Source organism: Actinomadura violacea, assembly GCF_017573465.1.
Lineage (GTDB): Bacteria > Actinomycetota > Actinomycetes > Streptosporangiales > Streptosporangiaceae > Spirillospora > Spirillospora violacea.
In genome coordinates this window covers 103,827-129,657 of sequence record NZ_JAGEPF010000019.1, presented here as the reverse complement: position 1 = coordinate 129,657, position 25,831 = coordinate 103,827, and the positions used below count along the sequence as shown (strand labels likewise).

General features: G+C 73.7%; 24 protein-coding genes and 1 pseudogene. 6 read left to right on the top strand and 19 right to left on the bottom strand.

From position 1 onward, the window contains the following. Positions 1 to 276: 276 nt before the first annotated feature. Positions 277 to 1,818: a DUF8823 domain-containing protein gene (locus J4709_RS30385; RefSeq protein ID WP_208245589.1), complete on the top strand. Its 1,542-nt coding sequence runs from the start codon at positions 277 to 279 to the stop codon at positions 1,816 to 1,818. A gap of 17 nt (positions 1,819 to 1,835) precedes the next feature. Here J4709_RS30385 and J4709_RS30380 read toward each other — a convergent pair whose 3' ends face one another. Beyond that, positions 1,836 to 2,258: an MmyB family transcriptional regulator gene (locus J4709_RS30380; protein ID WP_307801674.1), complete on the bottom strand. Its 423-nt coding sequence runs from the start codon at positions 2,256 to 2,258 to the stop codon at positions 1,836 to 1,838. Between the two features lie 18 nt (positions 2,259 to 2,276). Continuing rightward, positions 2,277 to 2,351: pseudogene (locus tag J4709_RS53755) on the bottom strand (hypothetical protein); the annotation flags it as partial. A 114-nt stretch (positions 2,352 to 2,465) separates the two neighbouring features. Here J4709_RS53755 and J4709_RS30375 point away from each other — a divergent pair. Next, positions 2,466 to 2,747, top strand: a complete 282-nt coding sequence (locus J4709_RS30375) for an SDR family NAD(P)-dependent oxidoreductase (RefSeq protein ID WP_232384227.1) — start codon at positions 2,466 to 2,468, stop codon at positions 2,745 to 2,747. A gap of 136 nt (positions 2,748 to 2,883) precedes the next feature. Here J4709_RS30375 and metK read toward each other — a convergent pair whose 3' ends face one another. The 13 genes from metK to pyrR form a co-directional block, all read right to left on the bottom strand. Continuing rightward, positions 2,884 to 4,077 (bottom strand): methionine adenosyltransferase, encoded by a 1,194-nt coding sequence (metK, locus tag J4709_RS30370; protein WP_208245587.1) that lies wholly within the window; start codon positions 4,075 to 4,077, stop codon positions 2,884 to 2,886. Positions 4,078 to 4,244: 167 nt separating this feature from the next. Then, complete coding sequence (coaBC, locus tag J4709_RS30365) at positions 4,245 to 5,465, bottom strand: bifunctional phosphopantothenoylcysteine decarboxylase/phosphopantothenate--cysteine ligase CoaBC (RefSeq protein WP_208245585.1); 1,221 nt, start codon at positions 5,463 to 5,465, stop codon at positions 4,245 to 4,247. A 65-nt stretch (positions 5,466 to 5,530) separates the two neighbouring features. Beyond that, on the bottom strand, positions 5,531 to 5,785 hold the full coding sequence (gene rpoZ / locus J4709_RS30360; protein WP_026405772.1) for a DNA-directed RNA polymerase subunit omega: 255 nt from the start codon (positions 5,783 to 5,785) through the stop codon (positions 5,531 to 5,533). 65 nt (positions 5,786 to 5,850) lie between these two features. Further along, positions 5,851 to 6,399 carry a guanylate kinase gene (gene gmk, locus J4709_RS30355; protein WP_208245583.1) on the bottom strand — a complete coding sequence of 183 codons (549 nt, stop codon included), beginning with the start codon at positions 6,397 to 6,399 and terminating at the stop codon, positions 5,851 to 5,853. 136 nt (positions 6,400 to 6,535) lie between these two features. After that, on the bottom strand, positions 6,536 to 6,862 hold the full coding sequence (gene mihF / locus J4709_RS30350) for an integration host factor, actinobacterial type (protein ID WP_021597647.1): 327 nt from the start codon (positions 6,860 to 6,862) through the stop codon (positions 6,536 to 6,538). A 1,067-nt stretch (positions 6,863 to 7,929) separates the two neighbouring features. After that, positions 7,930 to 8,658, bottom strand: a complete 729-nt coding sequence (gene pyrF, locus J4709_RS30345; RefSeq protein WP_208245581.1) for an orotidine-5'-phosphate decarboxylase — start codon at positions 8,656 to 8,658, stop codon at positions 7,930 to 7,932. Next, positions 8,655 to 9,647, bottom strand: coding sequence for a dihydroorotate dehydrogenase (locus J4709_RS30340; RefSeq protein ID WP_208245579.1), 993 nt, complete (start codon positions 9,645 to 9,647; stop codon positions 8,655 to 8,657). The genes pyrF and J4709_RS30340 overlap by 4 nt, the downstream gene beginning before the upstream one ends. Beyond that, positions 9,644 to 10,531 (bottom strand): iron-sulfur cluster-binding protein, encoded by an 888-nt coding sequence (locus tag J4709_RS30335; protein WP_208245571.1) that lies wholly within the window; start codon positions 10,529 to 10,531, stop codon positions 9,644 to 9,646. The genes J4709_RS30340 and J4709_RS30335 overlap by 4 nt, the downstream gene beginning before the upstream one ends. Before the next feature lie 78 nt (positions 10,532 to 10,609). Beyond that, on the bottom strand, positions 10,610 to 13,954 hold the full coding sequence (carB, locus tag J4709_RS30330; RefSeq protein WP_208245569.1) for a carbamoyl-phosphate synthase large subunit: 3,345 nt from the start codon (positions 13,952 to 13,954) through the stop codon (positions 10,610 to 10,612). Continuing rightward, positions 13,954 to 15,072 (bottom strand): glutamine-hydrolyzing carbamoyl-phosphate synthase small subunit, encoded by a 1,119-nt coding sequence (gene carA, locus J4709_RS30325; RefSeq protein WP_208245560.1) that lies wholly within the window; start codon positions 15,070 to 15,072, stop codon positions 13,954 to 13,956. The genes carB and carA overlap by 1 nt, the downstream gene beginning before the upstream one ends. Beyond that, positions 15,069 to 16,355 (bottom strand): dihydroorotase, encoded by a 1,287-nt coding sequence (locus tag J4709_RS30320; protein ID WP_208245550.1) that lies wholly within the window; start codon positions 16,353 to 16,355, stop codon positions 15,069 to 15,071. The genes carA and J4709_RS30320 overlap by 4 nt, the downstream gene beginning before the upstream one ends. Next, positions 16,352 to 17,293 carry an aspartate carbamoyltransferase catalytic subunit gene (locus tag J4709_RS30315; RefSeq protein WP_208245548.1) on the bottom strand — a complete coding sequence of 314 codons (942 nt, stop codon included), beginning with the start codon at positions 17,291 to 17,293 and terminating at the stop codon, positions 16,352 to 16,354. Before J4709_RS30315 ends, J4709_RS30320 begins: the two co-directional genes overlap by 4 nt. Continuing rightward, entirely contained in the window at positions 17,290 to 17,838 is a 549-nt protein-coding gene (gene pyrR, locus J4709_RS30310; RefSeq protein ID WP_232384259.1) for a bifunctional pyr operon transcriptional regulator/uracil phosphoribosyltransferase PyrR, read from the bottom strand. The genes J4709_RS30315 and pyrR overlap by 4 nt, the downstream gene beginning before the upstream one ends. Positions 17,839 to 18,311: 473 nt before the next feature. On the opposite strand from pyrR, the gene bldD reads away from it, so the two are divergent. Then, a complete protein-coding gene (gene bldD, locus J4709_RS30305; RefSeq protein WP_030145002.1) occupies positions 18,312 to 18,806 on the top strand; it encodes a transcriptional regulator BldD in 495 nt (164 codons plus the stop codon). A gap of 90 nt (positions 18,807 to 18,896) precedes the next feature. Here bldD and J4709_RS30300 read toward each other — a convergent pair whose 3' ends face one another. The 4 genes from J4709_RS30300 to J4709_RS30285 form a co-directional block, all read right to left on the bottom strand. Then, entirely contained in the window at positions 18,897 to 20,309 is a 1,413-nt protein-coding gene (locus tag J4709_RS30300; RefSeq protein WP_307801656.1) for an MFS transporter, read from the bottom strand. 63 nt (positions 20,310 to 20,372) lie between these two features. Next, positions 20,373 to 21,623 carry a cytochrome P450 gene (locus J4709_RS30295; protein WP_208245547.1) on the bottom strand — a complete coding sequence of 417 codons (1,251 nt, stop codon included), beginning with the start codon at positions 21,621 to 21,623 and terminating at the stop codon, positions 20,373 to 20,375. Between the two features lie 137 nt (positions 21,624 to 21,760). Then, on the bottom strand, positions 21,761 to 22,957 hold the full coding sequence (locus J4709_RS30290; RefSeq protein ID WP_208245546.1) for a CoA transferase: 1,197 nt from the start codon (positions 22,955 to 22,957) through the stop codon (positions 21,761 to 21,763). A gap of 229 nt (positions 22,958 to 23,186) precedes the next feature. Beyond that, on the bottom strand, positions 23,187 to 23,669 hold the full coding sequence (locus tag J4709_RS30285; RefSeq protein WP_208245545.1) for an SAV_6107 family HEPN domain-containing protein: 483 nt from the start codon (positions 23,667 to 23,669) through the stop codon (positions 23,187 to 23,189). A 281-nt stretch (positions 23,670 to 23,950) separates the two neighbouring features. Here J4709_RS30285 and J4709_RS30280 point away from each other — a divergent pair, with 281 nt between their 5' ends. The 3 genes from J4709_RS30280 to J4709_RS30270 all read left to right on the top strand — a co-directional run bounded on the left by J4709_RS30280 (position 23,951) and on the right by J4709_RS30270 (position 25,821). Then, on the top strand, positions 23,951 to 24,415 hold the full coding sequence (locus J4709_RS30280; protein WP_208245544.1) for a YbaK/EbsC family protein: 465 nt from the start codon (positions 23,951 to 23,953) through the stop codon (positions 24,413 to 24,415). Positions 24,416 to 24,426: 11 nt separating this feature from the next. Next, entirely contained in the window at positions 24,427 to 24,777 is a 351-nt protein-coding gene (locus J4709_RS30275) for an arsenate reductase family protein (protein ID WP_208245543.1), read from the top strand. A gap of 72 nt (positions 24,778 to 24,849) precedes the next feature. Further along, positions 24,850 to 25,821, top strand: a complete 972-nt coding sequence (locus tag J4709_RS30270) for a hypothetical protein (protein ID WP_208245542.1) — start codon at positions 24,850 to 24,852, stop codon at positions 25,819 to 25,821. The last annotated feature ends 10 nt before the right edge of the window (positions 25,822 to 25,831 follow it).

Here is a 25,831-nt window from a genome sequence, read left to right as displayed (position 1 = left end):
CCCGTCCTACCAGATCGATCCGACGGTCATCGGCGCGCGCTAAGGTGTGGTCCGTTTGAACGGGGCGCGCATCAGGCGGATCCACGGACAAGTGAGGTCGCCCGACGCCCTCGCGCTCCCGCCGTCCGACGAGCACGTGCAGGCGATGTGACCACAGCGCACAGTCCAGAGCTGACCGACGCCCGGACCGGGACCGCGACCCGGGCCCGCCTGGGCCGCCCTCGCGCGACCTGGTGGAAGCGGTGGACCGACCCACGCAACCCCATCGTGGCCGCCATGGCCGCCGCCGCGGTCATGCACCTGATCTGGGCCCTGTACCTGGCCACCGAAGGCGGCGACCTCGCCGCCCAGGCCGCCTGGACCGACTTCGCCTGGAAGCACCCCACCGCCGCCTACAGCTTCGCCTGGTACGGCGGCATGCACCCCGCCTCCTACAGCGTCCTGTCCCCCTACCTGATGGCGCTGTTCGGCATCCGCACCGTCGCCGTGGTGGCGGGCACGATCTCCGCGGGCCTCACCGCCCACCTCCTGGTGCGCTTCAAGGCGCCCATGGCGCTGCCCGCCGCGCTGTGGGCCGCGTTCGCGCTGTCGTGCAACACCTCCTCCGGCCGCGTCACGTTCGGCCTCGGCCTGATGTTCGCGCTGATGGCGGTGGCCGTCGCGTTCACCCCGCGCGGCACCCCCGCGCTCCGCTTCGCCGGCATGGTCGGCCTCGGCCTCCTCGCCACCGCCTCCAGCCCCGTCGCCGGCCTGTTCCTGCTCGTCCTCGCCGCCACCCTGTTCCTCACCGGACGGCGCCGCGCCGGGATCTCCGTCGCGATCGGCATGCCCCTCGTCGTCGGGACGACCAGCCTGCTGTTCCCCTTCAGCGGCGTCCAGCCGATCGACTTCACCGCGATCGTGCTGTGGGCCGTCATCAGCGTCGTCGCGATCCTGTTCTTCGCCCCGCCGAGCTGGCGGTTCGTCCGTATCGGCGCCGGCGTCTACCTGCTCGGCATCCTGCTCACCTGGGCGATCCCCTCACCCGTCGGAAGCAACGTCGAGCGCCTCTCCCTGGTGTTCGGCGCGATGTTCTGCCTGTCGGCCGTCGCGCGCGCACACGGCCGCGTCCGCATCGCCGTCCTGTCCCTGGCGTTCATCGTCACGGCCTCATGGCAGGTCGTGAAGCCCATCGAGGACCTCGTCCACACCACCCCCGCCGCGTCCGCCGCCTCCAGCGCCCAGGGCCTCGTCGACGAACTGCACGCCCTCGGCGCCCAGCGCACCCGCATCGAGGTCGTCCCGCTCCGCTCCCACTGGGAGGCCGCCGGCCTCAGCCGCCACTTCATCCTCGCCCGCGGCTGGAACCGGCAGGTCGACGCCGAACGCCACGAGCTCTTCTACAAGACCGGCGCCCTCACCGCCGCCAGCTACCACGACTGGCTGCAGAAATGGGCCGTCCAGTACGTCGTGCTCCCCGAGCAGGAGGCCGACTGGTCAGGAAAGGCCGAGGCCGACCTCGTCAAGGCCGGCCAGCCGTACCTCGCGGAGGTCTGGCACGACGAGCACTGGCGGCTGTACCGCGTCTCCTACCCCACCCCCCTCGTCGACCCGCCCGCGACCGTCCAGACCCTCAACGCGGGCGAACTCGTCGTGGAGATGCCCTCCCCCGGCTCCGTACTGGTCCGCGTCTCCTGGTCGCCCTGGCTCAGCGTCAGCGGCGGCGACGCCTGCCTCGCGCGCGCGGGCGACTTCGTCCGCATGAACGTCAAGCGCCCCGGCCACTACACCATCGCGGCCCACTACGGCCTCCACCGCGGCAACCACTGCGCTGGCTGAGTCCCAGCCCAAGAACCTCACCGAGCGGCTCGCTCCTTGACCGCGCTTGTGCTCAAGGCGACTCGCCCGCCTTGACGTACTCGGCTCCTAGGACGTTCAGGAGAGCCAGCGCCTCGGCGGAGGGGGACCCTGGAGGCGTCGGAGACCCCGTACAGCGTCGCATCGGCACGCGCCGGGTGGAGGAAGGCCCGGCGCGCGAGGTTGCGGTCCCGCGGGGCGAGCTCCGCGAAATCCTCCATGAGCAAGGCGGCCAGGTCGTTCCAGGCCAGCACCTCCAACGTGGCGGACACCACGAAGCCGGCCGTCTGCGGCAGCCGCTCGAGCAGCGCGAGGATGCTCGGGCGGACGTCGCGCGGGTGCAGCCCGCCACGGCTCGGCGCGGTTCCCGCGAGGAGGTGGAGGTGGTCGGCCTCGGCGTCGGTCAGCCGCAGCGCGCCCACGATCCCCGCGAGGACCTCCCCGGAGGGGCGCGGCGCCCTGCCCTGCTCCAGCCGGACGTAGTACTCGGTGGAGATGTGCGAGAGGACCGCGACCTCTTCACGGCGAAGACCCGGTGTCCGGCGCCGCGGGCCAGCGGCCCGGCGCGCTCGACGCCACCGCCGACGAGGACATCGACGAGCAGTTCGCGGTGAACTTCCGCGGGCGCGATGAAGCGCGCGCTCAACAGCATCACCGAGACCGCCGCCGCCACCTGGGGGCCGCGGGGCATCCGGGTGAACGGCATCACCCCCGGCGGCACCGCCACGGAGATGATCGAGGAGTGGGAGGCGGTGTCCCCCGGCGTCATCGAGCGCATCAACGCGGTGACCCCGCTCGGCCGCATGGCCGAGCCCCGCGAGATCGCCGAGGCCGCCGCGTGGCTGCTCAGCGACCGGGCGTCGTACGTGACCGGCGCGATCGTGCCGGTGGACGGCGGCGCCGGCGCCTGACCGCGAAGCCACGGCGCCGCCGCGGCGCGAGGCCCGCCGTGGGGGGCCTGGGAGCGGTTCAGAGGGCCGGAGACATGCGAAAGGGCCCCGGAGGGTGTCCGGGGCCCTTTCTCGCGTCAGAGGCGCTTACGGCGCGTCAGAGGCCGGCGGCGGAGGCCAGGTCCTTGGCGCGGTCGGTGGACTCCCAGGAGAAGTCCGGGACCTCGCGGCCGAAGTGGCCGTAGGCGGCGGTCTGCGAGTAGATCGGGCGCAGCAGGTCGAGGTCGCGGACGATCGCGGCCGGACGCAGGTCGAAGACGTCGGCGACGGCCTTCTCGATCTTCTCCGGGGCGACCTTCTCGGTGCCGAACGTCTCGACGAACACGCCGACCGGGTGGGCCTTGCCGATCGCGTAGGCGACCTGGACCTCGGCGCGGTCGGCGAGCTGCGCCGCGACGATGTTCTTGGCGACCCAGCGCATCGCGTACGCGGCCGACCGGTCGACCTTGGACGGGTCCTTGCCGGAGAACGCGCCGCCGCCGTGCCGGGCCATGCCGCCGTAGGTGTCGACGATGATCTTGCGGCCGGTGAGGCCGGCGTCGCCCATCGGGCCGCCGATCTCGAAGCGGCCGGTCGGGTTGACCAGCAGCCGGTAGCCGTCGGTGGCGAGGTCGAACTGGGCGAGCACCGGGTCGACGACGTGCTCCTTGACGTCCGGGGCGAGCAGCTCCTTCAGGTCGATGTCGGGAGCGTGCTGGCTGGACACCACGACGGTGTCGAGGCGGACGCCGCGGTCGCCGTCGTACTCGATGGTGACCTGGGTCTTGCCGTCCGGGCGCAGGTAGGGGACGGTGCCCTCCTTGCGGACCGCGGACAGCCGCTGCGCGAGCCGGTGCGCCAGCGTGATCGGCAGCGGCATCAGCTCGGGGGTCTCGTTGGTGGCGTAGCCGAACATCAGGCCCTGGTCGCCGGCGCCCTGCCGGTCCAGGTCGTCGACGCCCTCGCCCTCGCGGGTCTCGTAGGCGTCGTCGACGCCCTGCGCGATGTCGGGCGACTGCGCGCCGATGGACACCGACACGCCGCAGGAGTGGCCGTCGAAGCCCTTCTTGGACGAGTCGTAGCCGATCTCGAGGATCTTCTCCCGGATGACGCCGGGGATGTCCACATAGGTCTCGGTGGTGACCTCACCGGCCACATGCACCTGACCGGTCGTGATCATCGTCTCGACGGCGACCCGGCTCTTCGGGTCGTCCTTGAGCATCGAGTCGAGGATCGCGTCGCTGATCTGGTCCGCGATCTTGTCCGGGTGTCCTTCGGTGACGGACTCGGAGGTGAACAGGCGGCGAGACACGTACGTGAACTCCTTGCAGCGGCTGCTGACTGGCGTCGCAGGGCGGATATGTCATCGAGTTCGGCGGGGACGTCCCCGCTCGGGCATCCAAGGGTGGTAAGCCCGCAGTCTAGCGGGATCATCCCCGGACGCCGGTATGGCGTTGGTCGCGGTCGGGCAGCCTCCGGTCAATCCGCGGGCAGGGGGTCCAGGCGCGCGGCGACCAGGTCCCAGACGACCTCGGCCAGCGCCTCCTTGGCGCCGCGCTCGACCTCGGTGCTCGACCCGTCGGCGCCGAGGATCACCGCGGCGTTGTCGGGGCGGCCGAAGGTCAGGTCCTCCCCCACCTGGTTGACGACCAGCAGGTCGCTGCGCTTGCGGGCGAGCTTGGCGCGGCCGTTGGCGAGCACGTCGTCGGTCTCGGCCGCGAAGCCGACGATCACCTGCCCGGCGCGCCGGCGCTCGCCGAGCTCGGCCAGGATGTCGGGGTTCTTGGCGAGCCGGATCGGCTCCGGCCCGGCGCCCTCGGTCTTCTTGATCTTGGAGCCGCGGTAGTCGACCGGGCGGAAGTCGGCGACGGCGGCGGCCATCACCACCGCGTCGGCCGCGTCGGCGGCCTCCAGCACGGCCTTGCGCATCTCCTCGGCGGACCCCACCGGCACGACGTGCGCGCCGGCCGGGTCGGGCAGCGCCACGTTGGCCGCGACGAGCGTCACGCGGGCGCCGCGGGCCGCGGCCGTGCGGGCCAGCGCGTAGCCCTGCAGGCCGGACGAGCGGTTGCCGATGAACCGGACGGGGTCGAGGGGCTCGCGGGTGCCGCCGGCGGACACGACCACGTGCCGTCCGGCGAGGTCGCGGCCCTGGGCGCCGCGCGCCAGCACGTGCCGGGCCACCTCGAACAGCTCGGCGGGGTCGGGCAGCCGCCCGGGGCCGGTGTCCTTGCCGGTCAGCCGGCCGGACGCGGGCTCCACCACGACCGCTCCGCGCGCGCGGAGCGTCTCGACGTTCGCCCTGGTCGCCGGGTGCTCCCACATCTCGGTGTGCATCGCGGGCGCGAACACCACCGGGCAGCGGGCGGTGAGCAGGGTGTTGGTGAGCAGGTCGTCGGCCAGGCCGTGCGCGGCCCGGGCGAGCAGGTCGGCGGTGGCGGGGGCGACGAACACCAGGTCGGCGCCCTGCCCGAGGCGGACGTGCGGGACCTGCGCGACCCCGTCCCACACCGCGGTGGAGACCGGGTTGCCCGACAGCGCCGCCCACGTCGGCTCGCCGACGAAGCGCAGCGCGTCCTGAGTCGGGACGACGGTGACGTCGTGGCCCGACTCGGTGAGCCGCCGCAGCAGCTCGCACACCTTGTACGCGGCGATCCCGGCGCTCACACCGAGGACGACGCGCGGCTTACGGGAGGTCATGCGGACACTGTCCCATCAGGCCCGGCCCCCGGCCGCACCGGGGGCCGCCGCAGACCGGTGGGCGCTCAGCCCTCGATCGGCTCGGCGTTGAGGAGGCCCTCGCGCGTCTCGCGGAGCGCGATCGACAGGGGCTTCTCCTGCACCTGCGTCTCGACGAGCGGGCCGACGTACTCCAGCAGGCCCTCGCCGAGCTGGGCGTAGTAGGCGTTGATCTGCCGGGCGCGCTTGGCCGCGATGCTCACGAGGCCGTACTTGGTATCGACGACCTCGAGGAGCTCGTCGATCGACGGGTTGGTGATGCCTTCGCTGCTGGCTGCCACTCCGTGGCCTTCCACTAGTGATTCACTGCAAGTGCCGGGCCGCCGGACAGGGCGGTCGCCGCACACTAACGAACAGCCATCAAGGTTAGCAGCTCGCCGCACACGTCCTGGACGGACGTGTTCACCAGCGTGACGTCGAACTCCTTCTCGGCGGCGAGCTCCACGCGGGCCGCCTCCAGCCGGCGTTCGATCACCTCGGGCGGCTCGGTGCCGCGGCCGGTGAGGCGGCGGACCAGCTCGTCCCAGCTGGGCGGCGCGAGGAAGACCAGGCGCGCGCCGAGCATCGTCTCGCGGACCTGCCGGGCGCCCTGCAGGTCGATCTCCAGCAGGACCGGCTCGCCGCGGGCGAGGCGCTCCTGCACGGGCCGGCGCGGGGTGCCGTAGCGGTTGCCCGCGAACTCGGCCCACTCGAGCAGCTCCCCTTCGGCGACGAGCCGGTCGAAACCGGCGTCGTCGACGAAGAAGTACTGCACACCGTCGGTCTCACCCGGGCGGGGGGCCCGGGTGGTCACCGAGACCGACAGCCACACCCGGGGGTGTGAGCGCCGGATCTCGGCGACGACCGTGCTCTTGCCGACGCCCGACGGCCCGGACAGGACCGTCAGGCGGGACACGAGCGGGCCATGCGGTTGTTCGGAGCCCTCCGGCGCAGTGATGGGTGCGCCGGAGCCGGACGGGATGGTGCCGGATCCGGGGAGCCCGGACCCGGCCGCGGCGGTCTCACCGCCGCGCCCGCCCGAGAGTCGCGCGTCAGCGGTTCGCACTTCCGCCGAACTCACGCTCCAGGGAGGCGCGCTGGTTGGCGCCGAGGCCCCGCACGCGGCGGGACTCGGCGATGCCCAGGCGCTCCATGATCTGCTTCGCACGGACCTTGCCCACACCGGGCAGCGATTCCAGGAGGGCCGACACCTTCATCTTCCCGATGACGTCGTCGGACTGACCCTCCTTGAGAACCTCGGCCAGCGAGGTCCCCCCGTGCTTGAGCTTGTTCTTAACCTCGGCCCGCTCCTTGCGCGCCTTGGCAGCCTTCTCCAGGGCTGCGGCGCGCTGTTCGGGGGTTAGGGGCGGAAGAGCCACGCCGGGTCACCTCAGGTTTCCACTCGACGGAGTCGGACGGGTTGGGAAACTAGCGAGTTCACGCCCCATAAGGCAACGTGAAGTGCCGTTTAGCCCGCCACAAATTCACGAAAATCACTCCCCGGAGTGTCCTGAATACAGAGTGTACTCGACTCGGACCCTCTGGCGGCCCATCCCCCTGCCTTGCTGGGACTTTCGCATGATCGTGAAAATCCGCCCATTCTGCCCCGATTTACGGCAGTCGGCACCGCCCCGGCGCGGCGGTCCGCTCCCGCCGGGGGCCTCCCCACCATGATCCCGCCACCCCCCGCCGGCCCGGATCCGGCCCCCCGCGACGGCCCGGTGTGAAGTCCCCCACAACCGGTCCCGACCGAGTGACGCTCGTCACGCCGCGCCGTTCCGCACGTCGCGGGCGCACCGCAACTGCCATCCTCGACAGCACGCCCGCCAAGATCGTCCACCGGACCGGAGGCGCCCCCTCCAGCACCCCCAGCTCCCCTCGCGCGCACGCCCGCCTCCCCGGGACGCCCGGACGCCCCGTCCGGCCCCGCGGGCGTCGCGGACCGCGAATCGAACCGACTTCGCCGTCCGCCCGTATCGCTTTGCGGATCGCCCCCGCCCGCATTCGCAAGCGAAGTAAATCGACAATGCCCGCTCCAGCACGCCCAACAACACCGCGCTAAATCCACCCCCCAAAACCAAATCCGCCCCCACGCGCCCAATCCCCCACCCGCTCCACCCCGGCCGTGGGACTCGGCTGAGCCCCCCGGACGTGGACCCGGCTGAGCCCCCGCGGAGGGCCAGACCCCAGCCACCACCACGGGCAGGCACGCGGAGCGAGCCCTGCGAGCGCAGCGGGCCTGCCCGACGACGGACGAGGCGTTTCCCGCGGAGCGCCAGCGGAGCGGGAAACGCCTCGTCCGTCGCAACGGGGGTTCCAGGGGGTCGCCCCCCTGGACAAACACAGGCACGGGCAGGCACGCGGAGCGAGCGCCAGCGAGCGCAGCGGGCCTGCCCGGCGGCCGGTAGGCCGTTTCGCGCGGAGCGCCAGCGGAGCGGGAAACGGCCTACCGGCCGCGACGGGGGGCTCCGGGGGGTCGCTCCCCCGGGAATTTGCGCAGCGTCGCCGCCATGGCCGCGGCGGCGGCGCCGGGGTCGGGGGCGGCGGTGATGGGGCGGCCGATGACCAGGAGGTCGGCGCCGGCGGCGAGGGCGGCCTCGGGGGTGGCGACGCGGGCCTGGTCCTGGGTGTCGGCGCCGGCGGGGCGGACGCCGGGGGTGATGAGGGTGATGTCGGGGCCGACCTCGGCGCGGACGCCGGCGGCCTCCTGCGGGGAGCAGACGAGGGCCTGGGCGCCGGCGCCGACGGCGAGGGCGGCGAGGCGGCGGACGGCGTCGGGGGCGGGGCCCTCGATGCCGACGGCGCGCAGGTCGGCGTCGTCCAGGGAGGTCAGCACGGTCACCGCGGCGATCTTGCTGGCGGGGGCGGCCTCGACGGCCTCGCGGATCATGGCGGGGCCGCCGGCGGCGTGCACGGTGAGGTAGGCGGGCTTGAGCCGGGCGACGGCGCGGGCGGCGCCGCGGACGGTCGCGGGGATGTCGTGCAGCTTGAGGTCGAGGAAGACCTGGACGCGGCTGGCGCCGCGGACGCTGGCGACGACGTCGGGGCCGTAGCGCAGGTACAGCTCGAGGCCGACCTTGACGGTGGTGACGTGCGGCGTGACCAGGGTGGCCCAGCGCGCGGCGGTCTCCAGGTCGGGCGCGTCCAGCGCGACGGCGATGGGGGCTGCGGTCACAGCTTCTCCTTCTCGGGCTCTTCGGGCCGCACCTGGGGCGGCACGTAGCCGGCGGGCTTGTGGGCGAGCCCGACGGCGTCGGCGAGGCGGCCGATGCGGCGGGCGGCGAGGGCCTCGTCCAGCTCGCGCAGGACGCGCGTCCCGGCCGCGGGGTCGTGGAACAGGGCGGTGCCGACGGCGACGGCGGACGCGCCGGCGAGGATGAACTCCAGCGCGTCCAGGCCGGTGGCGATGCCGCCGACGCCGATGATGGGCGTGCTGGGCAGCGCGGCGTGCACCTGGTAGACGCAGCGGACGGCGACGGGCCGGATCGCGGGCCCGGACAGGCCGCCGGACACGCCGGTGAGGGCGGGCCGGAGGGTGTGCGGGTCGATGGCCATGCCGTCCATGGTGTTGATCAGGGTGAGGCCGTCGGCGCCGGCGTCGACGCAGGCGAGCGCGATCCCGACGATGTCGGTGACGTCGGGGGCGAGCTTGGCGAAGATCGGGGTGCCGGGGCGCGCGGCGGCGCGGACGGCGCGCAGCACCGACGATGCGGCGGACGGGTGCCAGCCGAACATGCGGCCGCGGTCCTCGACGTTGGGGCAGGCGACGTTGACCTCGACGGCGGCGACGCCGGGGACGTGGCGGAGGCGGCGGGCGAGGTCGCCGAACTCCTCGACGCTGTTGCCGGCGATGGAGACGACGGTGCGGACGTCCTGCTCGATGAGCCAGGGGAGCTCGTGTTCGAGGAACGTCTCGATGCCGGGGCCGGGGAGGCCCATGGCGGTGAGGAGGCCGCTGGGGGTCTCGGTGACGCGCGGCGTGGGGCGTCCCGCGCGCGCTTGGGGCATCACCGAGGTGGTGACGAACGCGCCGAGGCGGGTGAGGTCGCAGAACTGGGCGAGCTCGCGCCCGGTGCCGCCGCATCCGGAGGCCGTCAGGACGGGGTTGGGAAGCTCCAGGGCGCCGAGGACGGTCCTCAGCCGGTCGCTCGCCCGGTCGCTCACTTGGAGCCCCCTTCGGTGACGCTGAGGACGCGCGGGGCGCCCAGCGCGTCGAACGGGATGGTGCCGAGGTCGCCCCAGCGGACGCGGTCGCCGCGCAGGACGGGCCCGTCGGCGCAGGCGCGCACCATCCGGGTGACGCCGTCCTCGCCGTGGACGGGCAGCATGCAGGTCATGCAGACGCCGATGCCGCAGGCGCCGGTGCGCTGCAGGAACTCCTCGACCGACACCTGGGACGGCAGGCCGAACTCGCCGGCGATCTGGGTGACCGAGCGCAGCAGCCCGGTCGGGCCGCACGCGTAGACGACGTCGGCGCCGGTCTCCTGGACGACGCGGGGCAGCACGTCGCGCATGGTGCCCTTCTCGCCGAGCGAGCCGTCCTCGGTGACGACGGTGGCGGAGTCGCCGATCCGCTGCGCCATCCGGGAGCCGAACACCTGCCGGGCGGACGGCCCGGCGAGCACGAAGTGGACCTGGCAGCCGCGCCGCACCAGGGTGTCGGCGAGCGCGAAGATCGCGGCGCCGCCGGGGCCGCCGGCGGCGAGCAGGCAGGTGACGGGGTCGCGGGGCAGCCGGAAGGGCCGGCCGAGGGGGCCGAGCAGGTCGAGCTGGTCGCGGGAGCGGCGGCCGGCGAGCCAGCCGGTGCCGGGCTCGGTGTCGGCGAACACGACCTCGACGGTGCCGCCGTAGTCGGACTGCACCTGGTGGACGCCGAAGCAGCGGCGCACCAGCCGGGCGGTGTGCTCGCCGCCGACGGCGACGGCCACGAACTGGCCGGGCCGGAACCGCTCGGCGATGGCGGGCGCCACCAGCGTCATGGCGTGGTAGTCCTGCACCTGGCGGACCGTCAGGACCGTCGCCGACGTCTGCACCGGCGTGTCGGACACCCGTCTCCCTCTCCTCGTCGCGTCCGCCGCGCGGGCGGGGCGCCTGGCCCCGCCCGCGCGCCGGCTGTCACCCGGGCGTCACCGCCCCGTCTCCGGCGCCGCCGTCCCGCGGGCGCCGCCGATCCGCTCGGCGTGCTCCTGGAGGGAGCGGACGCCGACCTGGCCGCCCGCGACGGCCTCGATGCCCTGGACGGCGGCGGCGAGCCCCTGGACGGTCGTCACGCACGGTACGCCCCGCAGCACGGCCGCGGTGCGGATCTCGTACCCGTCGAGCCGCGGCCCGGACTGGCCGGGGCTTCCGAAGGGAGTATTGACGATGAGGTCGACCTCGCCGTCCAGGACGCGCCGCACGATGGTGGGCTCGCCGTCCGGGCCCGGGCCGTCGCTCTGCTTGCGCACGATCTTGGCACGCACGCCGTTGCGCCGCAGGACCTCCGCGGTCCCTTCCGTGGCAAGAATCTCAAAGCCCAGGTCAGCCAGGCGCTTGACCGGGAAGATCATGTGCCGCTTGTCCCGGTTCGCGACGGAGACGAACGCGCGGCCCTTGGTGGGCAGCGAGCCGTAGGCGGCCTGCTGGGACTTGGCGAACGCGGTGCCGAACACCTCGTCGATGCCCATGACCTCGCCGGTGGAGCGCATCTCCGGGCCGAGGACGGTGTCGACGCCCTGGCCGCGCTCGTTGCGGAACCGGTCGAAGGGCAGCACGGCCTCCTTCACCGCGATCGGCGCGTCGAGCGGCAGGGTGCCGCCGTCGCCGGTCGCGGGCAGCAGGCCCTCGGCGCGCAGCTCCGCGATCCGGGTGCCCATCATGACGCGGGCGGCGGCCTTGGCGAGCTGCACCGCGGTCGCCTTGGACACGAACGGGACGGTCCGGGACGCGCGCGGGTTGGCCTCCAGGACGTACAGGACGCCCGCCGACAGCGCGTACTGGACGTTCATCAGCCCGCGGACCCCGATGCCCTTGGCGAGCGCCTCGGTGGACTCGCGGATGCGGCGGACGTCGTCGTGGCCGAGGGTGATGGGCGGCAGGGCGCACGCCGAGTCGCCGGAGTGGATGCCGGCCTCCTCGATGTGCTCCATGACGCCGCCGAGGTACAGCTCCTCGCCGTCGTAGAGGGCGTCGACGTCGATCTCGATCGCCTCGTCCAGGAACCGGTCGACGAGCACCGGGTGCTCCGGGCTGGCCTCGGTCGCCCGCGCCATGTACGACTCCAGGGTGGTGTCGTCGTACACGATCTCCATGCCGCGCCCGCCGAGCACGTAGGACGGCCGGACGAGGACGGGGTAGCCGATCTCGTCGGCGATCTCGCGGGCCTCCTCGTAGGAGGTGGCGGTGCCGTGCTTGGGCGCGAGCAGCCCGGCGCGGTGCAGGACGCGGCCGAACGCGCCGCGCTCCTCGGCGAGGTGGATGCTCTCGGGGGACGTCCCGACGATCGGCACGCCGGCGTCCTTGAGCTTCTGCGCGAGGCCGAGCGGGGTCTGCCCGCCGAGCTGGACGATGACGCCCGCGACCTCGCCGGACTGCTGCTCGGCGTACACCACCTCCAGGACGTCCTCCAGGGTGAGCGGCTCGAAGTAGAGCCGGTCGGAGGTGTCGTAGTCGGTGGAGACGGTCTCGGGGTTGCAGTTGACCATGACGGTCTCGTAGCCGGCCTCGGCCAGCGTGAACGAGGCGTGGACGCACGAGTAGTCGAACTCGACGCCCTGGCCGATCCGGTTGGGCCCGCTGCCGAGGATGATCACCTTGGGCTTCTCGCCCGGCGGGACCTCGGTCTCCTCGTCGTAGGCGGAGTACAGGTACGGGGTCTGCGCGGCGAACTCGGCGGCGCAGGTGTCGACGGTGAGGTAGACGGGGCGGATCCCGAGCGCGTGCCGCAGCTCCCGGACGACCTCCTCCGACAGGCCGCGCAGCTCGCCGATCTGGGCGTCGGAGAACCCGTGCCGCTTGGCGCGCAGGAGCTTGTCGCGGGTGAGCGCGTCCTCGGCGGTGCGGATCTCCTCGGCGGTCTCGTTGATCGCGGCGATCTGGTCGAGGAACCACGGGTCGATCCCGGTCGCCTCGTAGGCCTCCTGGACGCTCGCGCCGGCCCACAGCGCCCGCTGGACGTCGCGCAGGCGCCCGTCGTGCGGCCGCCGCGCCGACTCCAGGAGCGCGGCGTCGTCGGCGGCGCCGGCCCAGCTGAACGAGGAGCCCTTCTGCTCCAGCGACCGCAGCGCCTTCTGCAGCGCCTCGGTGAAGCAGCGGCCGATCGCCATGGCCTCGCCGACGGACTTCATGTGGGTGGTGAGGGTGGGGTCGGCGCCGGGGAACTTCTCGAACGCGAACCGCGGCACCTTCACCACGACGTAGTCGAGGGTCGGCTCGAACGAGGCGGGGGTCTCGCGGGTGATGTCGTTGGGGATCTCGTCGAGGGTGTAGCCGATGGCGAGCTTGGCGGCGATCTTGGCGATCGGGAAGCCGGTCGCCTTGGAGGCCAGGGCCGACGACCGCGACACCCGCGGGTTCATCTCGATGACGATCATCCGGCCGGTGCCGGGGTGCACCGCGAACTGGATGTTGCAGCCGCCGGTGTCGACGCCGACCTCGCGGATCACCGCGATCGCGACGTCGCGCATGTTCTGGTACTCGCGGTCGGTCAGCGTCATCGCGGGCGCGACGGTGATCGAGTCGCCGGTGTGCACGCCCATCGGGTCGAGGTTCTCGATGGAGCACACGATGACCACGTTGTCGGCGCGGTCCCGCATGACCTCCAGCTCGTACTCCTTCCAGCCGAGGATCGACTCCTCCAGGAGCACCTCGCTGGTCGGGGACGCGTCGAGGCCGGCGCCGGCGATGCGGCGCAGCTCGTCCTCGTCGTGGGCGAAGCCGGAGCCGCGGCCGCCCATGGTGAACGAGGGCCGGACGACGAGCGGGTAGCCGAGCTCGCCGGCGGCCGCGACGATCTCGTCCATGGTGTGGCAGATGACGGACCGGGCGGACTCGGCGTTCAGGCCCTGCTCGCGCGCGACCTTGGCGACGATCTCCTTGAACCTCTCCCGGTTCTCGCCGGCCTGGATCGCGTCCACGTCGGCGCCGATCAGCTCGACCCCGTACTTGGCGAGGACGCCGCTCTCGAACAGCGCGATGGCGGTGTTGAGGGCCGTCTGGCCGCCGAGGGTGGGCAGCAGCGCGTCCGGCCGCTCCTTGGCGATGATCTTCTCGACGACCTCGGGGGTGATCGGCTCGACGTAGGTGGCGTCGGCGAACTCCGGGTCGGTCATGATCGTGGCGGGGTTGCTGTTGACCAGCGTCACCCGCAGGCCCTCGTCCCGCAGCACCCGGCACGCCTGGGTGCCGGAGTAGTCGAACTCGCAGGCCTGGCCGATGACGATCGGCCCCGAGCCGATGACCAGGACGGACTTCAGGTCTTCGCGGCGCGGCATTACTTCGACGCCTCCATGATCTCGCAGAAACGGTCGAAGAGCCCGGAGGCGTCGTGCGGTCCCGCCGCGGCCTCCGGGTGGTACTGGACGCTGAACGCCGGGCGGTCCAGGAGCCGCAGCCCCTCGACGCAGCCGTCGTTGAGGTTGACGTGGCTGACCTCGGCGCGCCCGTACGGGGTGTCGAACGGGCCGTCGGCGGGCGCGTCCACGGCGAACCCGTGGTTGTGCGCGGACACGTCGACCTTCCCGGTCGCCTTGTCCTGGACGGGCTGGTTGATGCCCCGGTGCCCGAACCGCAGCTTGTAGGTGCCGAGGCCGAGCGCGCGGCCGAAGATCTGGTTGCCGAAGCAGATGCCGAAGAACGGCTTGCCGGCGTCCAGGACGCCGCGCAGCGCGTCGACGGCGTAGTCGGCGGCGGCGGGGTCGCCGGGGCCGTTGGAGAAGAACACCCCGTCGGGGTTCAGGGCGAGGATGTCGGCGGCGGTGCTGCCGGCGGGCAGGACGTGCACCTCGCAGCCCCGCTCGGACATCCGGTAGGGGGTCATCGACTTGATGCCGAGGTCGACGGCGGCGACGGTGTAGCGCTTCTCGCCCTGCGCCTCGACGACGTAGGGCTCGGCGGCGGAGACGTCGCGGGCGAGGTCGGCGCCCTCCATCGACGGGCTCTGCCGGACCCGCTCCAGCAGGGCGTCCTCGCCGGGGGCGAGGGCGTCCGGGCCGCTGAAGATCGCGGCGCGCATCGCGCCCTTGTCGCGCAGGTGCCGCGTCAGCGCGCGGGTGCCGGGGATCGCGATGCCGACGACCCCCTGGTCGCGCAGCGCCGACCCGAGCGAGCCGGTCGCGCGCCAGTTGGACGCGACCCGGGCGGGCTCGCGCACCACGTAGCCGGCGACCTGGATGCGCAGCGACTCCGGGTCCTCGGTGTTGACGCCGGTGTTGCCGATGTGGGGGGACGTCATCGCGACGATCTGGCGGGCGTAGGAGGGGTCGGTGAGGGTCTCCTGGTAGCCGGTCATGCCGGTGTTGAAGACCATCTCGCCGAAGGTCTCCCCGGTGGCGCCGTAGGCGGTCCCGTGGAAGACCCTGCCGTCTTCCAGAACGAGCAGAGCAGGGGTCACTGGAGCTTCCCTTCGAGGACGGTCGGCTCGCCGCGCAGGAACGTCGCGACGACCCGCCCGGGCAGCTCCAGCCCCGCGAACGGGGTGTTGCGGCTCTTGGACGTCATCGCGGACGGGTCCACCGCGCGGCGCGGCGACGGGTCGTAGAGCGTGATGTTGGCGGGCGAACCTGCCTCCAGCGGACGACCCTGTCCGGAAAGGCGGCCGATCTCGGCGGGGCGGTGCGACATGCGGTCGGCGACGCCGGCCCAGTCCAGCAGGCCGGTCTCGACCATCGCCTCCTGGACCACCGGCAGCGCCGTCTCCAGCCCGATCATCCCCATCGCGGCGACCGCCCACTCGGTCTCCTTGGCCTCGACCGGGTGGGGGGCGTGGTCGGTGGCGACGCAGTCGATGGTGCCGTCGGCGAGCGCGTGCCGCAGCGCGGTGACGTCGTCGGCGGTGCGCAGCGGCGGGTTCACCTTGAAGATCGGGTCGTAGGTGCCGGCCTTGCCGTCGTTCAGCAGCAGGTGGTGCGGGGTGACCTCGGCGGTCACCGGGCAGCCCTTGCTCTTCGCCCACCGGATGATCTCCACCGAGCCGGCGGTGGAGACGTGGCAGACGTGCAGCCGGGACCCGACGTGCTGGGCGAGCAGCACGTCCCGGGCGATGATCGCCTCCTCGGCGACCGCGGGCCAGCCGCGCAGCCCGAGCGCGGCCGACATCTCGCCCTCGTTCATCTGCGCGCCCTCGGTGAGCCGCGGCTCCTGGGCGTGCTGGGCGACGACGCCGTCGAACGCCTTCACGTACTCCAGCGCGCGCCGCATGATCACCGCGTCGGACACGCAGTGCCCGTCGTCGGAGAACACCCGGACCCGCGCGGCCGAGTCGGCCATCGCGCCGAGCTCGGCGAGCTTCTCGCCGGCGATCCCGCGGGTCACCGCCCCGACGGGCTGGACGTCGCAGTACCCGGCCTCGCGGCCGAGCCGCCAGACCTGCTCGACCACGCCGGCGGTGTCGGCGACCGGGTCGGTGTTGGCCATCGCGTGGACGGCCGTGTAGCCGCCCATCGCCGCCGCCTTCGTGCCGGACTCGACGGTCTCGGCGTCCTCGCGGCCGGGCTCGCGCAGGTGGGTGTGCAGGTCGACCAGGCCGGGCAGGGCGACGAGCCCGCCGGCGTCGACGACCTGCGCGCCGGCCTCGTCCAGGCCGGCCCCGACCTCGGCGATGACGCCGTCGCGGACCAGGATGTCGGCGGGCTCGCCGCCGAGGATCCGGGCGCCCTTGATGATGTACGTGCTCACTGGGAGACCTCCTGGCCGATCGCGGGCTCGGAGCCCCCGAGCAGCAGGTACAGGACCGCCATGCGGGCGCTGACGCCGTTGGCGACCTGCTCGACGATCGTGGAACGGACGGAGTCGGCGACCTCCGCGGCGATCTCGACGCCGCGGTTCATCGGGCCGGGGTGCATGACGATGGCGTGGTCGGGCAGCGCCGCCATCCGCTCGGCGTCCAGGCCGTAGCGGCGGCTGTACTCGCGCACCGTCGGGAAGTACGCGGCGTTCATCCGCTCCTGCTGCACGCGCAGCATCATGATCACGTCGCTCTTGGGGAGCACGCCGTCCAGGTCGTAGGAGACCGAGCACGGCCAGGTGTCGATCGCGACCGGCAGCAGCGTCGGCGGCGCGACGACGGTGACGTCCGCGCCGAGGGTGTCCAGCAGCAGCACGTTGGATCGTGCCACCCGGCTGTGCAGGACGTCGCCGACGATCGTGACGCGGCGGCCCTCCAGGTCGCCGAGCCGCTTGCGCATCGTGAACGCGTCCAGCAGCGCCTGCGTCGGGTGCTCGTGGGTGCCGTCGCCGGCGTTGACGACGCTGCCCCGCACCCAGCCGGCGAGCCGGTGCGGCGCGCCGGACGCGCCGTGCCGGATGACGACGCCGTCGGCGCCCATCGCCTCCAGGGTGAGCGCGGTGTCCTTCAGGCTCTCGCCCTTGGACACGCTCGACCCCTTCGCGGAGAAGTTGATCACGTCGGCGGACAGCCGCTTGGCGGCCGCCTCGAACGAGATCCGGGTCCGGGTGGAGTCCTCGAAGAACAGGTTGACGACCGTCCGGCCGCGCAGCGTCGGCAGCTTCTTGACGGCGCGGCTCGCGATCTGCGCGAGCTCCTCGGCCGTGTCCAGCACGAGCAGCGCGTCGTCGCGGCTGAGGTCGGCCGCCGAGATCAGATGGCGTTTCACTGGGCTCCCTCCGCGGGCACGGGCGCCCCTGCGGCGGGGCCGAGCAGGACGGCGTCGCGGCCGTCGTTCTCGGCCAGCAGCACCCGGACGTTCTCGCGCATCGAGGTGGGCAGGTTCTTGCCGACGTAGTCGGCGCGGATCGGCAGTTCGCGGTGCCCGCGGTCCACCAGGACGGCGAGCTGGACGGCGCGCGGCCGCCCGAGGTCGTTGAGGGCGTCGAGCGCGGCGCGGACCGTCCGGCCGGAGAAGAGCACGTCGTCGACCAGCACGACGACGCGGTCGTCGATCCCGTCGGACGGCAGCTCGGTGCGGCCGAGCGCGCGGGCGGGGCGCATGCGCAGGTCGTCGCGGTACATGGTGACGTCGAGGGAGCCCCATGGCACCGGCCGGCCCTCGACGTCGTGCAGCAGCCCGGCGAGCCGCTCGGCGAGCGTCACGCCGCGCGTCTGGATGCCGAGGAGCAGGACGTCGTGCCCGCCCTTGGTGCGTTCGAGGATCTCGTGCGCGATCCGGGTCAGCGCGCGCCTGATGTCGGGACCCTCCAGAACGGCCTTGGGCCGGGGGTCGGTCTCCGCGCGCGCCTCCGCGGGCCGTTCCGGCCTGGAGGCAGCATTCACCACCGAAACCTCCTTTCCCGCCTCACGGGACGGGTCTTAAAGGACGTCTTGTCCCGGACACGGTAGCAGCCGGACCCGACTGCCCCGCACCCGGCCCTCCCGCGTCTTGCCTGGTGAGAGGGGTCACACTCGGCCTTCACGCGGGGTCGCCGGACGGCCTTCGGGGGCCCGCGCCGCCCGGCCGGCCAGGGGTCGGGGGGATCCGGACGACCCGGATCGAGACCTGCGGATTCGACCGCTTTTTTCCAATCAGCTTGACCTAGGGCCCTCACCGTTTTACCGTCACTGTCCGTAACCATCCCTGGAGACAGGGTCTTGGGGCTTCATGGCTCCGGGAATCTGTCTCCCCCCGGCGCCCGCCGGGGTCCAACGACGACGAAGTGAGCCTGGGGGGCCGCAGAATGCCGTCTGAATACGCAAAGGCTCTCGGCGCGCGCCTGCGCGCCATCCGCACGCAGCAGGGGCTGTCGCTGCACGGTGTGGAGGAGAAGTCCCGCGGCCGCTGGAAGGCCGTCGTCGTGGGTTCGTACGAGCGGGGCGACCGCGCCGTCACCGTTCAGAAGCTGGCCGAGCTCGCCGATTTCTACGGCGTGCCGGTTTCCGAGTTGCTGCCCGGCGGAGCCGCGCCGAGCCCGCTCGGGCCCACGCCCAAGCTCGTCATCGACCTTGAGCGCCTGCAGCAGCTTCCGAAGGACAAGGCCGGTCCTCTCGCCCGCTACGCCGCGACGATCCAGAGCCAGCGGGGCGACTACAACGGAAAGGTCCTGTCCATCCGCCAGGAAGACCTGCGGTCCCTGGCGGTCATCTATGACAAGTCCCCGACCGAGCTGACCGAGGAGCTCATCACCTGGGGGGTGCTCGACCCGGAGGCGCGCCGCGCCGTCGAGTCGTTCTGACCGATCGCATGACGAGGCGGGGCCCGGCGGCAGCCGGGTCCCGTTCCGTGTGCCCGCCCGCAGCCCATCACTCTGCGTCCATTGACCCGCTCACGTCACGGGCGCGGTGCTGCGCTCCTCGCCGCGGCAGGGAGCGCCCTTTCCGGAGCGGCGGGCGCGGCGCGGGACGAGCAGGGCGAGCGGGAGCACCGCGACCATGGCGGCGGAGCTGACCGCGAACCCGGTGGAGAAGCCGCGCTCTCCCGCAAGGCCCGCCACGATCACGGCGCTGACCTGCGTGCCGAGGGACGCGCCGACGGTGCGGATCAGGGTGTTGATGCCGGTGGCGACGCCCGTCTCCCCCGCCGGGACGGCCGCGACGACGAGGTTCGCGACGGCCGCGTAGGCGAACCCGAGGCCGATGCCGCGGCCCAGGCCGCCGACGTAGAGCTGCCACATCGCCGCGTGCTCGACGACCACGAAGGCGTAGCCGGCGGCGGTCAGCACCGCCCCGCCGAGCAGGACCAGGCGCGACCCGATCCGGCGGTCGAGCAGCCCGGCGGTCATCCCCGCCGCCGTCATCCCGATGCTGGCGGGCAGCTGCAGCAGGGCCGCCTGCGTGGCCGTCCCGCCGAAGCCGTAGCCGGTGCTCGCGGGGAGCTGGACGAGGAGCGGGAACAGCAGCCCGCCCGCCATCAGCGCGTAGCCGGACAGCAGGGACGCGGCGTTCGCCGTCCAGACCCCGCGCACCCGCATCAGCCGCAGGTCGACGAGGGGCTCGGCGACGCGGGCCTCGACCCGCAGCCACGCCAGGGCCAGGAGCACCGCGAGGCCGAGCAGGCCGAGGACGCCCGGGGACGTCCAGCCCCAGTCCATCCCCTCGGTGAGCGCGGTCAGCGCCGCGACGAGCCAGCCGCCGAACAGGGCGGCGCCCCACCAGTCGACCTTGGCGGCCTCCCGGGGCTCGGACGCTGGAACGATCCACCAGGCGAGCAGGACGCCCGGGACGAGCCCGGCCACCGGCACCCAGAGCAGCCAGCGCCAGCCCAGCAGGTCGATGATCGGCCCGGCCAGGCACCACGACACCGCCCCGCCGAGCCCGAGCATCGACGACATCAGGCCGACCGCCGACGCGGTCCGCGCGGGCGGGTAGACGTCCCGGATGATCGTGTAGGCGAGCGGGAAGACGCCGCCGCCGATCCCGCTCAGCATCCGGCCGAACAGCATCAGCGGGAGCGACCCCGCCGCCGCCGCGACGACCATGCCGACGGTGGCGATCGCCAGCACCGCGAGCAGCACCCGGCGCGGCCCGTACAGGTCGCCGAGGCGGCCGACCACCGGCGTCGCCACGGCCGCCGACAGCGTCATCGCCGTGATCGCCCACGCGGCGCCGGCCGCCGTGGTGTGCAGGCCCTGCTGGATCAGCGCGAGCGCCGGCGTCACGACGGCCATCGACAGCGAGTACGCCATCACGCCGAGGAACGCCAGCAGCGGCACCAGCCCTCGTCCGCCCCGCGCCGTCACGCGCCCTCCCCTACTTCGCCGCCCTAACGATCTCACGGGCGGGCGAAGTAGGGACAAAGCGGGTCATACTCCGGCGGGACTCCAGGCCACCGGAAGCGCCGACGGCCCGTTGATGACGTGCCCCGGCTTGCGCTCGATCTCCTCCGACGGCACCGCCAGGCGCAGCGACGGCAGCTCCCGGGTGAGCAGCGCGACGGCCGTCACCACCTCCATGTGACCGAGATGGCGCCCGATGCAGTGGTGCGGCCCGTACCCGAACGACAGGTGCCGGTTCGGCGTGCGCGCGAAGTCCATCCGGTGCGGGTCGTCGAACACGCGCGGGTCGCAGTTCGCCGCGTCGTGGGACGGGATGACCAGCTCGCCCGGCTCCAGCCGGGCGCCGCTCGGCAGCGTCACCTCCCGGGTGACCCGCCGGGGCAGGTCGTCGGCCGCGGTCGTGGAGAACAGCCGCTCCATCTCGGTGACCGCCCCAGGCACGGCCTCGGGGTGCGCGGCGAGGTAGGAGTAGGCCGTCTCGTGGCCCTCGTAGGGGTGGGTGAGCAGGACGTGGACCTGCGTGCCGATGCTGCTCGCCACGGTCTCCCAGCCGCCGAGGACGAGCGTCATCGGCAGCTTCACCTGCCGGTCGAAGGACAGCCCGGCCGCCCCCGCGGCGATGTGGGTGAGCAGGTCGTCGTCGGTGCCGCCGGCCCGCTCGCCGACCAGGCCGGCGAGGTAGGTGACCATCGCCACCTGCGACTCCTCCGCGTTGACGCGGGTCTGCTCGCTCGTGCCGAGGAACGCGTCGCCCCAGCCGTGGAAGCGCAGCCGGTCCTCGCGCGGCAGGCCCATCATGTCGCAGATCAGGTCCAGCGAGAACGGCAGCGCGAACGCGGTGACGAGGTCGGCCGGCTCGCCCGCGGCGCGCATCGCGGCGAGCGCCTCGGCGGCCCGCTCCCCCGCGACCGTCCGCAGCCGCTCGACCGCCTGCGGCGAGAACCAGTCCTTGACGGCGCCCCGGACGGCCGCGTGGCCGTCCAGGTCGAGGCCGAGCATCGTCCCCTCGAGGTCCACGGCGTCGGCGTCGAGCGCGGCCTCCCGGGAGAACACCTCCTGGTTGCGCAGGACCTGCTCGACGTCCTGGTAGCGGGTGACGAGCTTGGCCACCGTCCCGTCGTGCCGGGTCACCTCGGCGACGCCGGTGCCGGTCTCGCGTATCTCGTGGTAGCGGGCGTTCTTGTGCAGGCCGGGACGGTTGACGCCCTCGGCGTCGCTGTCCAGCGGATGCCGGATCGGTGCGGTCGCGGACTGTTCCAGGCCGGCGTCGATCGCCATCGAGGGGTCCCTTCTGACACGAGCGAGGGGCGAAAACCACATTCCGGACGAGCTGTCAGAAGGATTTCCACCCGCGCGCTCGCCGCAAACCCTTGATCGCCATGCGTCCGGCCCCGGCGGCGCCGCGTGACGGCCGCTCAGCCTGGCTCGCCCGCGACGCCCCGGGCGCGCAGGTCCGCGACCTCCTCGTCCGGGACGCCCAGCACCTCGCGGAGGATCTCACCGGTGTGCTGCCCGAGCTCCGGCGCGGGCTCCGGGGCGGGGACCGCGTCGCCGAGCCGCATCGGGGACGCCGGGGCCAGGTGGCGGCCGATGCCCGGCTGGTCGATCTCGCCCATGAGCGGCTCGTCGTCCAGTCCGGCGGCGACCTCGGCGAGGTCCCGGTACCGGGAGCACAGCACGGAGGTGCCCTTCAGCCCGTCCTCGACCTCGGCGCAGGTGCGGGACGCGAACCACGGCGCGAGGACGCCGCCGAGCGCGTCCCGGTAGGCGTAGCGGTCGCCCGCGGTGCGGAAGTCGGCGCCGAGCGCGCGCTCCAGCGCGTCCGCGACCTCGGTGAGGCCGGTGGCGGCGACCAGGTCGCGCCAGTGCCGGGCGGTGAGGACCGCGACCATGACCCGCCCGTCGGCGGTGGCGAAGTCGCGGCCGAAGTCGCCGAACAGGTGGTTGCCGAGCCGCGGCCGGACCTGCCCGAGCTGCGCCTCGGCGAGCATGCCGAGGTTCCCGGCGGTGGCGAGCGCGACGTCGGACAGCGCGACCCGCAGCCGCGTCCCCTCCCCGGTGCGCAGCCGGTGCCGCTCGGCCGCCAGCAGCCCGATCGCGAGGTACAGCCCGCACGCCACGTCCCACGCGGGCATGACGTGGTTGGACGGCTCGGCGCTCGCGGACGGCCCGGTGAGCGACGGGAAGCCCACCGCGGCGTTCACCGTGTAGTCCACGGCGTTGCCGCCCTCCCGGGTGCCGAGCAGCTGCACATGGATCAGGTCGGGCCGCGCCTCCCGCAGCGCCTCGTACGTCAGCCCGTCCCTCGGCGGCGCGTTCGTCAGCACCACGCCCGCATCGGCGGCCAGCCGCGCGACGAGCGCGCGCCCCTCCGCCGAGCGCAGGTCGGCGGTGAACGACCGCTTGCCCTTGTTGAGCCCGGCCCAGTACAGGCTGCGGCCGGACGGGGCGAGCGGCCACCGGTCGATGTCGGGGCCGCCGCCGATCTGGTCGACCCGGATCACGTCCGCGCCGAGCTGGGCGAGGGTCATCCCGCCGAGCGGCGAGGCGACGAAGCTGGACAGCTCGACCACCCGCAGCCCGGCGAGCGGCGGCGTCGCGTCATTCTCCATCCCACGGAGTATGCCGGTGCCCTCCCGCGGCCCGCCGCGACGCCCTGACGGTGGGACCGCGCCGGCCCGGCCGGCTCGGGGGGATACGCGGCCGGCGCCGGCGCGGTCGTCGGGGGCGGGAGCGCCGCGGGCCGGGCCGCCGCCCTCGTGAGGACGGCGGACGGCGGCCCGGCCGGCGGCAGGGCCAGGCCCTGGGGAGGGTCGGGCGGCCCTTCGAGAGGGTCTCGGGTCAGGACGTCGGCAACGTGGGCTGGCTCGTCACGCCGAGGGTGTCCTCGACGAGGGTGACGAAGACCTCGGCGTCGTGCAGGAGCTCCTCGGCCTCGCGCGGGGTGACGGCGCGGGGCAGGCCGGCCTCGGCGGCGGCGCGCTTGTCGGCGCCGGCGGCGAAGAACGCGGCCCACTCGCGCAGCGCGGGCTCGGCCTCCGGCAGCAGCACCCAGACGCTGCGCGGACGGCCGCGGCGGTGCGTCTCCAGGGGCTCCTTGGACGCCAGCACCGCGGCGGCGGCGCGCAGCGCGGCGAGGTGCGCGCAGACGTAGCGGACGGCGGGCGAGGTGGCCTCGGCCGCCTCGGCGAGGCCCATGCGGGCGGCGTGCAGCTGGCCGACCGCCGTGTGCACCGGGCGCGGCGCGGGCAGCGCGCGGTGGCGCGGGCCGGGCGCGGGCTGGGCGGCGGAGTGGACTCCGCGCGAGGTCATCGTTGCGGACATGACTGCCTCCTTCCGGGGCTCGGGCCGGCCGGGCGGAGAGCTTCCCCTCACTCCGCCCGGCCGTCCGTCCCGCCGGCCACCGCTGCGCCGGTCGGGGACGTCGCCCTGGTGCGGGCCGCGAGTCCCGCACCACATCGAACATAAGTTCGACGCACTCACAGTAAAGCGCCCCGCCGTCGATTCGTCAACGTGTTCGAACGGGTGTCGCTTCCCGCAGGCCGGAGGCGTCCGCGCAGGCGAACGGCGGGCCCGGGCGGCGCCGGGCACCGTAGGGTGCAGGCATGCATCCCAATGTCGAACGGGTCGCCGCGGCGCTGCGCGCGCACGGCGCGGCCGGAGAGATCGTCGAGCTGCCCGACTCGGCCCGCACCGCGCAGGCGGCCGCGGACCAGCTCGGCTGCGAGGTCGGCGCGATCGCCAACAGCCTGGTGTTCGACGCCGACGGGGCGCCGCTGCTGGTGATGACGAGCGGGGCGCACCGGGTGGACACCGGCAAGGTCGCGCTGCTGGTCGGGGCGGAGAAGGTGAAGCGGGCGACGCCGGAGTTCGTCCGGGCGGCGACGGGGCAGACGATCGGCGGCGTCGCGCCGGTCGGCCACCCGGCCCCGATCCGCACGCTCGTGGACGTGTGGCTGGACAAGTACGACGAGGTCTGGGCGGCGGGCGGGCTCGCGCACACCGTCTTCCCGACCTCCTACGCCGAACTGCTGAGGATGACCGGCGGCGACCCCGCCGAGGTGGGCTGAGAGGGCCGAACATGGAGATCTGGCACAACCCCCGCTGCTCGAAGAGCCGCGCCGCCAAGGCCGCGCTGGACGAGGCGGGCGTGGAGTACACCGAGCGGCGCTACCTGGACGAGCCGCCCACGGCCGAGGAGCTGGACGCGGTGCTGACCCGCATCGGCGCGGAGCCGTGGGACGTGGCGCGCCTGAACGAGCCGGTCGCCAAGGAGCTCGGCCTGACGGACCTCGAGCACGACCGCGCCCGGTGGATCGAGGTCATGGTGGCGAACCCGGTGCTGATCCAGCGGCCGATCGTGCTGACCGGCGGGGAGGCCGTGGTGGCGCGCGACCCCGAGTCCGTCAGGAAGGCCCTCGACAGCCGCTGATGCGGGTGTGATTCTGGGGATCGGGACGCTGCGGCGTTCCACGACGGCGATGAGTGACGTCCGGGAGGGGCGATGACGGCGCAGATGCGCACCGGCCCGGCCGCCGGCGACCCGGCCTTCCGGGGCATCGACCCGCCCGCGCTCGCCCAGGTGATCAAGCAGTTGCGCGACGCGCAGGCCGCGATCTCCGGCTGGCTGAACGGGCACCGCCCGCCGGCCGGGGTGTCGCAGGCCGGGTACCGGCAGGCCGACCAGGTGGCGCACTGGGTGTCCGGCCAGCTCGGAATGCTCGAGCGGCGCTACAACTTCGCGATCACCCACCCCGACCCCGGCGGCGGGGTGGACACCCCGCCCGTGCCGAGGCCGGCGCCGGCCCCGAAGCGGACCGGCGGGCCGCCGGGCGGGACGCCCCGTCCGGTGCGTCCGCCGAGCCGGACGTCCCCGGTGCACAAGGTCGCGCCGACGCCGCACGGCGCCGGCGACCTCGGCGGGTACCCGGACCGTCCGGCGGCGCAGAAGGCGGCCCGGGCGGACGCGCTGGCCGTCGCCGCCGCCGTCCGGGGCGGGAAGGCCGTCCCGGACGCGGTGTGGAGGCGGTTGAAGGCCGACGCCGGCGATCCCGACTACACCGAGACGCTGTACGCGCGGCTCGGGCCGGCGGGCGCCGCCGGCCTGGTCGGGGCGGCGCACGGCGACGCGGCGCGGCTGAAGGCGATCCGGGAGTCGCTCGGCACGTCGAGCCATCACATGACGATGGACGTGAAGTGGCTGCGGACGTTCCTGGCGGAGGCCGGCCGGGCCGGGGTGCGTCCGTCGGCGGTGCTGGTCGTCACCGAAGCCGACCTGAGCGCCCGGACCCGCGAGGCCGTCGCCCGGCTGCATCTGGACGGCACGATGCACGCCGAGGCCGCCCCGCCCGACGGGCACGGCACCCCGCACCGCCCGGGCGCCCCGCAGCACCCCGCGAGCACCCCGACGAGCACACCGAGCACCCCGAAGAGCACACCGAGCATCCCGAAGAGCACACCGAGCAACGTCGCCTGATGTGAGGTCG